Origin of the sequence: Vreelandella lionensis, from assembly GCF_044543515.1 — a bacterium.
In the GTDB taxonomy this organism is placed as follows: Bacteria; Pseudomonadota; Gammaproteobacteria; order Pseudomonadales; family Halomonadaceae; genus Vreelandella; species Vreelandella lionensis.
Window position 1 is genome coordinate 36,132 of the sequence record NZ_JBITWC010000023.1, and the last position, 13,535, is coordinate 49,666.

A 13,535-nucleotide genomic window follows, 5' to 3' on the forward strand; every position below is an offset into this window, starting at 1 on the left:
GGCGTCCTGCCAGAATTTTGACACGCTAAGCGGTTAGTCTAAAATGGCGCCCTTTTTGTCGGATCCTCCCCATGACGCAACCCATTGGCCCGGTCATGCTTGACCTAGAAGGGCCGCAGTTATCCAGCGCTGAAAAGACATTGCTAAAAGACCCTGCGGTGGGCGGCGTTATCCTGTTCGCCCGTAATGTCGAAGATGCGTACCAAGTGCGGCAGCTCTGCAGCAGTATTCGTCGTGTGCGTGGTGATCTACTGCTAGGTATTGACCAAGAGGGCGGTCGAGTCCAGCGGATCAAAAAAGGGGTGACCAAGCTGCCCGCCATGGCGCGAATTGGCGATCTGTATGCCAGCGACCCAGTAGCAGGGCTCACCTTAGCCAAAGACACAGGCTGGCTGCTGGGGATGGAAATGGCCGCCTGTGGGTTGGATATGAGTTTTGCGCCAGTGTTGGATGTTGAGAGCGGTATCTCCAGCGTCATTGGCGACCGTAGTTTCAGCAGCGATCCAAAGCATGTCGCCCAACTAGGGCACGCCTTTATCGAAGGCTTGCATGACGCTGGCATGGCGGCAGTTGGTAAGCATTTTCCTGGCCATGGCGGAGTGGCGGCGGATTCCCATATTGCGCTGCCAGTGGATGAGCGACCCCTGGCCGAGCTGAAAGCCCGAGACCTCGTGCCGTTTCGCGAGTTAGCGGGTGTGTTGAACGGCGTCATGCCTGCCCACGTGATTTATTCAGCGTTTGATACTCGCCCTGCAGGGTTCTCACCCAACTGGTTAGGCATGCTGCGTGAATCATTGGGGTTCAAAGGGTGTATTTTTTCCGATGATTTAAGCATGGCGGGGGCGCATGAGGCAGGCGGCCCGGCTGAGCGTGCCAAAGCGGCGCTGGCCGCTGGCTGCGATATGTTGCTGATCTGCAATGACCGAGCGGCAGCCATTGAGGTGCTAGAGGCCTGCCAAGGGGTGCTGAATAAACGGCCTGCCAAGCTGCGTTACGGCCGTGCTAGGCCTGAACTGGATGCACTGGCTGCACTCGGCCGTTGGCGCCGCACGCATGCCAAGCTCGAAGCGCTAGCGAATTAATTCCATTTTTATACCGTTTTCTTATTAGATGTTTTTTGGAGAAGTAGCATGTCCAAGTTGGATAAAGAAGCGCTTGAATCATTAGATTCTATGCGTGAGTTGATGGATAACGCCGACTGCCTGATTTCGCAAGAGCAGGTTGAGCGAGCGTTGGATCGCATGGCGGAAGAGATCACGCGAGACTTGGGCGACAAGCTACCGGTGTTTTACTGCGTTATGAATGGCGGGCTCATTACCACGGGGCACCTGCTGACGCGTCTTGGTTTCCCGCTGGAAGTGGACTATTTACATGCGACCCGTTACCGCAACGAGCTGCGCGGCGGTGAGCTTTTCTGGCGCGTATCGCCTGAAGTTCCCATGGCGGGCCGACATGTAGTGATTGTTGACGACATCCTCGATGAAGGCGCAACCCTAGCGGCCATTCTGGAATACTGCAAAGAAGCCCAGGCGGCCAGTGTGACTACCGCAGTGTTGGTCGACAAGCAGCACGACCGCAAAGCCGTTCCAGGATTAAAAGCAGATTACTGCAGCCTAGAAGTGGCCGACCGTTACGTGTTTGGTTTTGGTATGGACTACAAAGGCTACTGGCGTAATGCCCCTGGAATTTTTGCTCCCAAGGGCATGTAAGCTAGCGCAATCCTAGCGGGGTGAGAACCGCCTCGCTAGGCCGGTTTCCGCAATCATGCGCGTAGAGATCTCTTCTATTGAAAATCGCGTCGTATCAATAAACGGAATATGCATTGCCCGGTACAGCGATTCTGCCTGCTCTACTTCTTGTAAGCACTGATCCATCGAGCTATAGCGGCTATTGGGGCGGCGTTCATTACGAATGGCCGAGAGTCGGCGTGCATCAATGGTAAGGCCAAACAGCTTGTGCCGATGAGGTGCCAGCGCTTTGGGTAGCTTCAAGCTGCCATCTTCATCCAGGTCATCTTCGGTGAGCGGATAGTTCGCGGCGCGAATGCCGAACTGCAGCGCCAAGTAGAGTGAGGTCGGCGTTTTACCACAGCGGGAAACCCCCACTAGAATAATATCGGCTTTGTCGTATTGGTGGGTGCGTGCTCCATCGTCGTTATCGAGTGCAAAGTGAACCGAGTGGATGCGATCCATATAAACGTCGTCGCTACCGATGGAGTGCGTTCTGCCGACGCTGTAGGAAGAGTGCGTTTCCAGCTCCTGCTCAAGGGGCTCTAGAAACGTCGAAAAAATATCGACCTTAAACCCTGACGCTTGGCGGATAACGTTACGAATCTGTTGATCCACAATCGTATCAATGATGATCGGTCTACAGCCATCGCGTACGGCGGTCGATTCGATAATCTGTGCCAGTGCCTGTGCTTTTTCAACCGTATCAATATACGGTTTAGTCAGCATATTGATCTCTACATCACTGAACTGCGCTAAGAGACTGCGCCCTAAGCTTTCTGCGGTGATGCCGGTGCCATCCGAAATAAAGAAAGCTGTTCGTTTCATAACCTGATCCGCCAGTCTGCCATGTTCATAGATAAGCTATTGTGTGCTGTACAAACGATGAGCACAACGCCTAGTCGATACTACATAAAACGCTAATTTCGTGTATTTGTTGTAAAAATCCTCCACTCCCTTCGCTGTTAGACCAATGGCGAATACGGTGTCGCAGTGCTAGGGTGACAACGTCTATTAGTGTCGTCCCAACGGGTCGTAACGAAGTCTAAAAGCGAGGGGGTTGCGTGGAAGAGTACATTCTGTGGTTCGGTCAGCTAGGTATGGCAGACGTCGAACGCGTGGGTGGTAAAAACGCTTCGCTTGGCGAAATGATTTCCAATTTATCGGGTGTAGGCGTCACGGTGCCAGGCGGCTTCGCGACCACTGCTCACGCGTACCGCGAGTTTCTCTCTCACGAAGGTCTGAACGACCGCATTAACGACAAGCTTGCTCGTTTAGATGTCGATGATGTCAAAGCACTGGCTGAGGCAGGAAAAACGATTCGCCAGTGGATCATTGATACACCGCTGCCGCCTGGCTTTGAAGCCGCGCTTCGCGATGCCTACGAACAGCTCCAAACGCAACATCCAAGCCTCAAAGTAGCCGTGCGCAGCTCCGCCACGGCGGAAGACCTTCCCGATGCCTCCTTCGCTGGGCAGCAGGAAACCTTCTTGAACATTGAAGGTTTTGCCAATATCAAACATGCGGTGCATGAAGTGTTTGCCTCGCTGTTTAACGATCGCGCCATCTCCTACCGTGTGCATCGTGGCTACGCCCACGAGAATGTTGCGCTGTCAGCGGGCGTTCAAAAGATGGTGCGCTCTGAAACCGGCGCATCAGGCGTTATGTTTACCCTGGATACCGAATCTGGCTACCGTGATGCCGTTTTTGTCACGGCCTCTTGGGGGCTGGGTGAAACCGTGGTGCAAGGCGCGGTTAACCCGGATGAGTTCTACGTTCACAAATCCACGCTGGCCGCTGGCCGCCCGGCCGTTCTGCGCCGCACGTTAGGCTCTAAGCTGATTAAAATGGTGTATGGTCAAGATGCCAGCGCCGGTAAATCTGTTGAAACCGTTGACGTGCCTTTCAAAGACCGTGGCCGCTTCTGCATCAACGATGAGCAGGTGATGGATCTTGCTCGTCAAGCAGTGACCATTGAGCAACACTACCAGCGCCCGATGGATATTGAGTGGGCATTGGATGGCGACGACGGCAAGCTCTATATCGTTCAAGCGCGCCCTGAAACCGTCGTGTCACAGCAGGAGGGCGGTAAGCTTGAGCGCTTCCAACTGCGTGAGAAAGGGCGCACGCTGATTACTGGCCGTGCCATTGGCCAGCGTATCGGCCGCGGGGCAGTTAAGATTGTCCTCAGCCCAGACGAGATGGACAAAATTCAAGAAGGCGACATCTTGGTCACCGACATGACGGACCCAGATTGGGAACCCATCATGAAGCGCGCCTCGGCAATCGTGACTAACCGTGGTGGGCGTACCTGCCACGCGGCGATTATTGCCCGGGAATTGGGCATTCCTGCGGTGGTTGGCTGTGGCGATGCGACCACGCAGCTACAAGAAGGCATTGACGTTACGGTTTCGTGTGCGGAAGGGGATACCGGCCACGTTTATGAAGGGTTGCTGGCCTTTGACTGCAACGTGTCCAGCGTTGACTCGATGCCAGAAATTCCGTTTAAAATCATGATGAATGTGGGCAACCCTGATCGTGCTTTCGGGTTCGCCAGCTTGCCCCATGCAGGCGTGGGCTTGGCGCGTCTTGAGTTCATCATCAATCGCATGATTGGTGTGCACCCGAAAGCGCTGCTTGAGTACGATACGCTGCCTGCTGATCTACAGCAGGTGATCGATCTCCGTACCGCTGGTTACGCTGACCCGGTGAGCTTTTACGTCGATAAATTAGTTGAAGGGATCTCTACGCTAGCGGCAGCTTTCCATCCACAGCGTGTGATTGTCCGTCTATCGGATTTCAAATCCAACGAATACGAAAACCTGATTGGCGGCAAACTCTATGAGCCGGGCGAAGAGAACCCGATGCTGGGCTTCCGTGGCGCGTCTCGCTATATTTCAGAATCTTTCCGCCCCTGCTTCGAGCTTGAGTGCCGTGCGCTGAAGCGTGTGCGCGAAGAGATGGGCTTTAAAAACGTCGAGATTATGGTGCCGTTTGTGCGCACCACAGACGAAGCGCGGGAAGTGGTCGATTTGCTCTCCGCCAACGGCTTGAAGCGCGGTGGTGACGAAAATCCCGACGGCTTGAAAGTCATTATGATGTGCGAGCTGCCGGCCAATGCGTTGCTGGCGGATGAGTTCCTTGAGTACTTTGACGGTTTCTCGATTGGCTCGAACGACTTGACTCAGCTAACGCTGGGTTTGGATCGAGACTCGGGCATCGTCGCGCACTTGTTTGACGAACGTAACCCTGCGGTGAAAAAACTGCTGGCCATGGCTATTAAGGCCTGTAAAGAGAAAGGTAAGTACGTGGGGATCTGCGGCCAAGGCCCTTCGGACCACCCGGATCTTGCCAAGTGGCTGATGGAGCAGGGCATTGACTCCGTGTCCCTCAACCCCGATGCAGTGCTGGAAACGTGGTTCATGTTGGCGGGGGAAACTATTGCTTAAGCCTCCTTCAGCTTGATTAGCGTGCTTGCTATTTTGCGCCCGGCCATTGTGCCGGGCGCAGTCGTTTTATAGGCTACGCTATTGCTTGAGCGCTCAAAAGGCGGTTACGCCTTGGTGATCACGCCTGAGACACGGTTTAAGGAGAAAGGTTATGCTGCCAAAAAGGGCACTCTCACTCACGGGTTTACTGCTGGCGCCAATGGTGAGTTGGGGGTTTAGTTACGAAACACCCTCCATTACACCAGAAGTAGGGTCAGGCTTTGAGGAGAAGCCGGGATGGGCGGCAGACTCCTTCGCGGTGGCGGCGGCTAACCCGCTGGCTACCGACGCGGGCTATCAGGTGCTCAAGGCCGGGGGGAATGCCATTGATGCGGCGGTAGCCGTACAAATGGTATTAACTCTGGTGGAGCCGCAATCCAGTGGGATTGGTGGCGGCGCTTTTTTGATGCACTTTGATGGTGCTGATGTACAGGCCTATGATGGCCGTGAAACGGCGCCTGCCGCCGTAACCGGCGAGCTGTTTATGGAAGATGGCGAGCCTCTGCCTTTTATGGAAGCGGTCGCCAGCGGGTTGTCGGTGGGCGTGCCCGGTACCTTGCGTATGTTGGAACAGGCCCATGCTGAGCACGGCCAGTTGGCTTGGCAAGAGCTCTTTACCCCCGCGATTACACTGGCGGAAGAGGGGTTCGCGGTGAGCCAGCGGCTGCACACCAGCCTGGCTAATGACGAAGATCTGCGCGAAAACGACCTGGCTCAAGCGTTTTATTACTCCGCCGATGGAGAGCCCCTGGAAGTGGGCACCACACTAAAAAATCCTGCCTTAGCCGCTATTTTGCGTCGCATTGCAGAAGAGGGCAGCGCTGCCTTTTATGAAGGTGAGGTCGCGGAGGATCTTGTTGAGCAGGTGCAATCGCATCCGGTTCGACCCGGTAAAATCTCGCTTGATGACATCAGTGGTTACCAATCTCTTGAGCGTGAGCCGCTATGCACCCCCTGGCAGCAGTGGGAAGTGTGCGGGTTTCCTCCTCCCTCTTCTGGCCATCTAACGATCATGCAAATTCTCGGTATGCTGGACCAGCAACCGCTGTTGGAAGCGCCGCTGGAAAATGGCGTGACCAGTAGTGGCTGGCTGCATCAATTTCTAGAAGCCTCGCGGCTGGCGTTTGCTGACCGGGGCCGCTACATTGCTGACCCTGACTTTGTCGAGGCACCGGGCGGTGACTGGTCGCTCATGCTAGCGCCTGATTACCTTGGTAAACGCAGCGAGCTAATCGGTGAAGAGAGCATGGGTGAGAGCGCCGAACCGGGCAATCCAGGTGAATTGACCGTTAGCTTTGCCAGCCAGCCCGAGCAACCTGAGTATGGCACCAGCCATATCAGCATTGTGGATGCCGATGGCAATGCGATTGCGATGACGACCACCATTGAGCAAGCCTTTGGTTCGCGGATTCTGGCGGATGGCGGCACTGACCTGCCTGGCGGCTATTTATTGAATAACGAGCTGACGGATTTCTCTTTTGCTCCTGAGGTGGACGGGCAGCCGGTGGCTAACCGAGTGGAGCCTGGTAAGCGGCCACGCTCTAGTATGAGCCCCACCTTGGTATTTGATCAGGAAACCGGTGCGCTGGTGGCGAGCCTCGGCTCCCCTGGTGGCGCCGCGATCATCCACTATACTGCTCGGACATTGGCAGCGATGCGCGATTGGGGGTTGAACGCTCAGGAAGCGCTGAGTCTTCCCCATGCGATTACGTTGGGTGGTGATGTTTACTTAGAGGAGGGGCGCTTCCCTGAAGAGATCATCGAATCGCTGCGTGAGCGGGGTCACAGCGTGAGCGAACGTGAGCTCACGAGCGGCCTTCAGGCGATTCGGCGATTGGAGGATGGCACACTGTTTGGTGGTGCCGACCCGCGTCGGGAAGGCGTCGTGATGGGTGAGTAAACGACGCCCCGACTGTTACTGACGTAACCAGTTGCGTAGCTTGACCAACATAAGACCGCCGTCGCTTAGCGCACGGCGGTCTTCTGTTAAGGCGTGCAAGCGATCAGGATAATCGGTAATGATGGCATCAACGCCGAGGTCAATCAGCGCCGACATGCGCGCCCGATCGTTGACCGTCCAGGCATGAATCTCGTAACCGAAAAGCGCCGCCAGGCTCACCTCTTGGGCGCTAATGCGGTTATGACGAAGGCCTAATGCATCAAATTGGCGTCGGTCTAGGGTGCCTGGAAGAATGAGCTGTGCTAGCAGAGTGACACGCAGCTCCGGGGCCTGGTGCTTGATGTAACGCACCAGTGCAGGCGACATGGTCGCCATACGCATATCCATCAGCGCGTTAGGAAAGCCGCAGGCCGTCACGGCTGTTAGTGCTTCGTGCTGGGTGGCCCAGCAGCGATAGCGTATGTCGCTTTCCTGCCCCAGTGCATCGATGACTGCTTGTGCCAGTCTCTCTTCTTGTCCCGGCAGGGCTTTCATATCGATCATCAGCGATGCGCGCCCGCGGACGGTGGCCAACGCTTCATCCAGCCCCGCTATGCGCTCCCCTTGAAAGGCGTCGCCAAACCAACTACCCACATCAAACTCGCTGAGTTCGCTACGGGTAAGGTCGCCAAATTCTCGAGGATCACTGGTGAGGCGGGCGAGCGTTCGGTCGTGATAGAGCATGACCTGATTATCGGCGCTCAGGCGAACATCCAGCTCTACGGCGTCAGCGCCATCCTCCAGCGCTTGAGACACGGCAGCAAGGGTGTTTTCCGGTGCCACCATGGAGCTTCCGCGATGGGCGATGATGGCCACGTTATCGCGAATCTCAAAACTGTTAAGAATCCACCACGCCTGTAGCCCAGCGAGCAGCAGCACGCTAAGTTCAATCGCCCATGCCATGCGTCCAGGGTGCGCATCGTGGGAAGGCGGCGCAGGGCGTGGTTCATGATGGGCCAGCTGTAAATAGAGGCAGGCGGACAGCAGAGCGTTAGTAGCAATACCGAGGAAAGTGATGGTGAGCGTTACCAGCACATAGCCGGTTAAATAGGCCAGCATCGCTGGAATCAGCACCGCGTTGTGCTCTGGTAGCCACCACAATAAGGGCGTGACCACCGTGTCAAACAGCCACGTGGTAGCAATGGGTAAGCTAATAATAATCAGTAGCAGGGTGAGCACAGCCACCCCAATAGAGAAGTGCCAGCCACGGGTTAAATAAACGCTTCGCTTGAGTGCTTGATACGGTGAGCAAGATTCCAGCGACACTAGTGGCAGTGCCAGCAGCCAGCGCAGATACAGCCACGCTGCTAAGATCATCCAGATAACCACCAACGGTGTCGCGCAAGCTAAAAAGTACCACAGCACAGGAGGGCGAATGCGCTGTAGATAGTAAGGGTCGATACCGCTAAGCCATAGATCGTGTAACCAAGCGAGGGCCATCATAAAGGGGGCAAGCAGCAACAGGTGGGCACCGACCTGAAGAATCACCAGTACCGTCAGAGCGGGAAGCCGTCGTGTGCTCAGCCAGAGTGCCTCGAACGCCAGCCGGTAGTGGTTGTCTTTTGACCGGACAGCCACTTGCAACATGCCAGCCTGCTGCCAGTAAATGAGTAAAAACGTAAAACCAAGGCCCACCAGCATGACCAATAACCCTAGTGGGCTAAAGAGCAGCGCTAACAGTGCATCCGTGGTGACTACAGTGCGGTTTAGCTGTGCCAAAAAGCGTTGCGATACCCAGGCAATGGCCGGTACCAATAAGGCAGAGGCCAGCAAGGTAAATAGCAAGTGATAAGCTATGAGCGGACGGAGGTGATCCCGGAGAGTGCGAAGAAGAGCGTCGCCTAATTGAGTGAGCGGCTGCATGGTCACAAAAGTGTCAGAGTGAAGCATCAGGGTGGCACTAACTGCCACCCCTGGCAAGCGGGATTAGGAGAGCTTTAAGGGCTGCTCGGCGATGATAATGCCGTTATTATCAGCATACAGCCACTGGCCAACTCTGAACGTAACGCCCGCAAACGTTACGGCGATATCCCGCTGGCCTTCGCCGCGCTTTTCGCTTTTACGCGGGTGGCTGCCGAGTGCCTGCACGCCTAAAGGAAGCGTGGCCAAAATGTCGACATCTCTCACGCAACCGTACATCAATACGCCTGCCCAACCATTTTGCGCTGCCTGCTCTGCCAGCATATCGCCTAACATCGCGCAGCGATGAGAGCCGCCGGCATCCACAACCAGTACGGCACCTTCGCCAGGCTCCGCCACAGCCTGTTTGACCATTGAGTTATCTTCGAAGCACTTTACCGTGCGAATTGGGCCATAAAAGCTGTCGACACCGCCGAAGTTAGCAAAGAGGGGCTCTAGCACCTCTACGTCGGGGTAAGCGTCGCACAGATCGGGGGTGACCACTTGGGTTGTCGTTGTCATCGTTTACTCCTATGTTTACGGCACTATGGTTCACAGCGTTATAAAAAACGCCCCAACCTCGAAAGGAAGGGGCGTTCTGTCATCGGCTCAGCGAGGGGTTACCCTGGCTGCGATGTTGCGAGCATCGGCGATGGGTCGGTGCCACTGGCGATTAAGCCTCTTGGGCTACCGGAATCACGTTCGAGGCGATTTTTTGATACTCCTCGATTTCGTGGAAGTTCATGTAACGATAGATCTCGCCTGCCATGGCGTCAAACTCACCCATGTAACGCTGATACTCATCAACGGTCGGCAGACGACCTTCTACAGCAGCAACCGCTGCTAGCTCTGCCGAGGCGAGGTAAACATTTGCACCATCGCCCAGACGGTTCGGGAAGTTACGTGTAGACGTGGACACCACGGTGCTTTTCGCTGCAACGCGTGCTTGGTTACCCATACACAGTGAACATCCCGGCATTTCCATGCGGGCGCCTGCACGGCCATAGATGCCGTAGTAACCCTCTTCGGTCAGCTGGTGCTGATCCATTTTGGTCGGTGGCGCAAGCCACAAGCGGGTTTTCAGGCTGCCCGCAGGCTGTTTTTCGAGCAATTTACCTGCCGCGCGGAAGTGACCAATGTTGGTCATGCACGAACCGATAAACACCTCGTCGATTTTCTCACCGGCAACATCAGACAGTAAGCGGGCGTCATCCGGGTCGTTCGGGGCGCAAAGAACCGGTTCTTTAATGTCAGAGAGGTCGATCTCGATGACTTCGGCGTACTCGGCGTCTTTATCAGCACGCATCAGGCTCGGATCAGCCAGCCATGCTTCCATACCTTCGATACGACGGCTGATGGTGCGCTCGTCACCGTAACCGTTGGCAATCATCCACTTCAGCAGTGTGATGTTGGATTTCAGGTACTCGGTCACGCTCTCTTCAGACAGCGTAATAGTACAGCCAGCGGCGCTACGCTCAGCGGACGCGTCGGAAAGCTCAAATGCCTGCTCAACGGTGAGGTCTTCCAGGCCTTCGATTTCCAGCACGCGACCAGAGAAGGCGTTTTTCTTGCCGGATTTCTCGACAGTCAGCAGACCTTGCTTAATCGCGTACAGCGGAATGGCGTGAACCAGGTCGCGCAATGTGACGCCCGGCTGGCGCTTGCCTTTGAAGCGCACCAGAACGGACTCCGGCATGTCCAGCGGCATGACGCCCGTAGCAGCGGCGAAGGCTACCAGGCCAGAACCCGCAGGGAACGAAATACCCAGCGGGAAGCGGGTGTGGGAGTCACCGCCAGTACCTACGGTGTCCGGCAGCAGCATGCGGTTCAACCAGCTATGGATGATGCCGTCGCCGGGGCGCAGCGAAACGCCGCCACGGTTCATGATGAAGTCCGGCAGGGTGTGGTGAGTGTCCACATCTACTGGCTTCGGATATGCCGCCGTGTGGCAGAACGACTGCATGACCAAGTCTGCCTGGAAACCTAGGCAAGCCAAGTCTTTCAGTTCGTCACGGGTCATCGGACCAGTGGTATCTTGCGAGCCCACAGTGGTCATCTTCGGCTCGCAATACATGCCGGGGCGTACGCCATCCATGCCGCAGGCCTTGCCGACCATCTTTTGCGCCAGGGTGAAGCCTTTGCCGGTATCGACAGGCTGGTCGGGCAGGCGGAATACGTCAGAAGGTGCTAAGCCCAGTGACTCGCGTGCTTTGCCGGTCAGGCCACGACCGATGATCAACGGAATACGGCCGCCGGCGCGCACTTCGTCAAGAATCAGCTGAGTTTTCAGTTCGAAAGTGCTCAACACTTCATCGGTGCCGTGCTTGCACACTTTGCCTTCGTAGGGATAAACGTCAATGACGTCGCCCATTTCCAGCTTGGAAACGTCCATTTCTACCGGCAGTGCACCGGAATCTTCCATGGTATTGAAGAAGATAGGCGCGATTTTACCGCCGAAACAGAAGCCGCCAGCGCGCTTGTTCGGGACGTAAGGAATGTCGTCACCAAAGAACCATAGCACGGAGTTAGTGGCTGACTTGCGTGAAGAGCCGGTACCTACTACGTCACCTACGTAGGCAACCGGGAAGCCTTTGGCTTTGACGTCTTCGATCTGCTTGAGCGGGCCAGTGGTGCCTTGTACTTCAGGCTCAATGCCTTCGCGCTCGTTTTTGAGCATCGCGTTAGCATGCAGCGGAATGTCGGGGCGTGACCAAGCATCCGGAGCTGGAGAGAGATCGTCGGTATTGGTTTCGCCGGGCACCTTGAAAACGGTCAGGGTGATTTTCTCTTCCAGAGCTGGCTTGGAGAGGAACCACTCGGCATCTGCCCAGGATTGAATGACGTCTTTGGCGACGGCATTGCCTTTTTTGGCACGCTCTTCCACATCGTGGAAGGCATCAAACATCAGTAGGGTGTGCTTTAACTGCTCGCCAGCTTCACGGGCCAGCTCTTCGTTATCCAGCAGCTCCACCATAGAGACGATGTTGTAACCGCCTTGCATGGTGCCTAGCAGTTTAACGGCGTGAATTTTATCAATTAATGGAGAGGTGGCTTCCCCTTTAGCAATCGCGGTCAAAAAGCCCGCTTTTACGTAGGCGGCCTCATCAACACCGGGCGGAACGCGGTTGGTGATCAGGTCAAGGATGAATTCCTCTTCACCCGCCGGGGGCGCTTTGAGCAGCTCAATTAAGGCGGCGACTTGCTCGGCGGTTAGGGGCTTAGGTGGGACGCCCTCTGCGGCGCGTTCCTCGACATGTTGGCGGTAAGCTTCAAGCACGTTGGGGCCCTCTCATCTTCTTAGTAGTGATGAATCAGTGGTGCCGAACGACTACTAGCACGGTGGGTGAGGTGTTCGGACACGTGACATACGCTTGACAAACAGCGTCTGGTGGATGAGCGGGATTCTACGGGAAACTGTCGACAATGTTAAGAAGCCAAGCTAAGTGCCTGCTTGTACTTTATGTTGAGGCGCTGATATTGAGCTCCTTTCTTGCGGCTTTTTTAGTTAATGTGCCCAAAATCTGAAAGTTTTTTACCAGCAGGGGTGTTTTGAGGTAAGCGCGGGTGTGATTATTGTGATGCCGCGTTACCATAGGCATACGATTAATTCGTTATTAAGTAACGTAGTGAAGTGGTTTAGGCGGTGTGTGGAGCGCCAAATAAGCTGAGCTTATATATTAGAAATATGCTATATGAGAATTGAGGCGCCATTAAATAAGTGGCCTTCGGATAGCTAGGGAACAAACGCCAACGGCGTTTATATGTTATACAATAGTGAGATAAACGCTCGGTAGCGGTATTATGTCTATACAACTAATGGCACTAAAAACAGCAGATCACTCCCTTTCAGCGGATGATTTGCTACCAGAAAGTCTGCATCAGTTTCTTGCCTGCCCAACGCCTGATGCGTGGTTGCAGTGGGCGCTTGCCAATCCTGAAACGCTGCTGATTGACCATGCGCAGTGTGAGAAGAAGGCGGCTTCCACCGCGATGAGCCTGCTTTACCGCTATGTCGATCAACCGCTTTTATTAAGCAAAATGTCTCAGCTTGCCCGCGAAGAGCTGCTGCACTTTGAACAAGTGGTGGGCCTGATGGAAAAGCGTGGGGTGGCCTATCATCACCTCACTGCCTCGCGCTATGCCGAGGGGCTGCGCAAACATTTACGCAGTAACGATCCTGAGCGCTTAATCGATGTACTGATTATTGGCGCATTAATTGAGGCACGAAGCTGTGAGCGCTTTGCCCGCCTTATCCCTTACTTAGACGAAGAACTGGCGAAGTTCTACCGCACGCTGGTGAAGTCAGAAGGGCGCCATTTTGAAGATTATCTGCTGTTGGCGCGTCAACAGACCGCTGAGCCGATTGATGACCGTATTGCCTTCTTTGTCGCACGTGAAGCGGAGCTGATGACGACTCCGGATACGGCGTTTCGTTTCCATAGCGGCGTGCCCGCCTAAGCCGCTGCTAGTCAGGCAGGATGT

9 protein-coding genes are annotated in these 13,535 nt (G+C 55.3%); 5 read left to right on the plus strand and 4 right to left on the minus strand.

Annotated elements, in window-relative coordinates; translation table 11 throughout:
• The first annotated feature begins 71 nt into the window (after positions 1–71).
• Both nagZ and ACIGG6_RS14305 read left to right on the plus strand, forming a co-directional pair.
• Positions 72–1,082: a beta-N-acetylhexosaminidase gene (nagZ, locus tag ACIGG6_RS14300; protein ID WP_399845273.1), complete on the plus strand. Its 1,011-nt coding sequence runs from the start codon at positions 72–74 to the stop codon at positions 1,080–1,082.
• A gap of 48 nt (positions 1,083–1,130) precedes the next feature.
• Positions 1,131–1,709 carry a hypoxanthine-guanine phosphoribosyltransferase gene (locus ACIGG6_RS14305; protein WP_139528041.1) on the plus strand — a complete coding sequence of 193 codons (579 nt, stop codon included), beginning with the start codon at positions 1,131–1,133 and terminating at the stop codon, positions 1,707–1,709.
• A 12-nt stretch (positions 1,710–1,721) separates the two neighbouring features.
• On the opposite strand, the gene ppsR is transcribed toward ACIGG6_RS14305, so the two are convergent.
• Entirely contained in the window at positions 1,722–2,555 is an 834-nt protein-coding gene (gene ppsR / locus ACIGG6_RS14310; RefSeq protein ID WP_044628288.1) for a posphoenolpyruvate synthetase regulatory kinase/phosphorylase PpsR, read from the minus strand.
• Positions 2,556–2,791: 236 nt separating this feature from the next.
• On the opposite strand from ppsR, the gene ppsA reads away from it, so the two are divergent.
• Both ppsA and ggt read left to right on the plus strand, forming a co-directional pair.
• The gene (ppsA, locus tag ACIGG6_RS14315; RefSeq protein ID WP_399845274.1) at positions 2,792–5,176 is read left to right on the plus strand and encodes a phosphoenolpyruvate synthase; all 2,385 of its coding nucleotides are present in this window, start codon (positions 2,792–2,794) and stop codon (positions 5,174–5,176) included.
• A 151-nt stretch (positions 5,177–5,327) separates the two neighbouring features.
• Positions 5,328–7,115: a gamma-glutamyltransferase gene (gene ggt / locus ACIGG6_RS14320; RefSeq protein ID WP_399845275.1), complete on the plus strand. Its 1,788-nt coding sequence runs from the start codon at positions 5,328–5,330 to the stop codon at positions 7,113–7,115.
• 15 nt (positions 7,116–7,130) lie between these two features.
• Here ggt and ACIGG6_RS14325 read toward each other — a convergent pair whose 3' ends face one another.
• The 3 genes from ACIGG6_RS14325 to acnB all read right to left on the minus strand — a co-directional run bounded on the left by ACIGG6_RS14325 (position 7,131) and on the right by acnB (position 12,330).
• Complete coding sequence (locus tag ACIGG6_RS14325; RefSeq protein ID WP_399845276.1) at positions 7,131–9,074, minus strand: glycerophosphodiester phosphodiesterase family protein; 1,944 nt, start codon at positions 9,072–9,074, stop codon at positions 7,131–7,133.
• 6 nt (positions 9,075–9,080) lie between these two features.
• Entirely contained in the window at positions 9,081–9,575 is a 495-nt protein-coding gene (gene rraA / locus ACIGG6_RS14330; RefSeq protein ID WP_399845278.1) for a ribonuclease E activity regulator RraA, read from the minus strand.
• A gap of 151 nt (positions 9,576–9,726) precedes the next feature.
• Positions 9,727–12,330 carry a bifunctional aconitate hydratase 2/2-methylisocitrate dehydratase gene (gene acnB / locus ACIGG6_RS14335; RefSeq protein WP_253504199.1) on the minus strand — a complete coding sequence of 868 codons (2,604 nt, stop codon included), beginning with the start codon at positions 12,328–12,330 and terminating at the stop codon, positions 9,727–9,729.
• Between the two features lie 524 nt (positions 12,331–12,854).
• On the opposite strand from acnB, the gene miaE reads away from it, so the two are divergent.
• Complete coding sequence (gene miaE, locus ACIGG6_RS14340; protein WP_054640852.1) at positions 12,855–13,511, plus strand: tRNA-(ms[2]io[6]A)-hydroxylase; 657 nt, start codon at positions 12,855–12,857, stop codon at positions 13,509–13,511.
• Positions 13,512–13,535 lie beyond the last annotated feature (24 nt).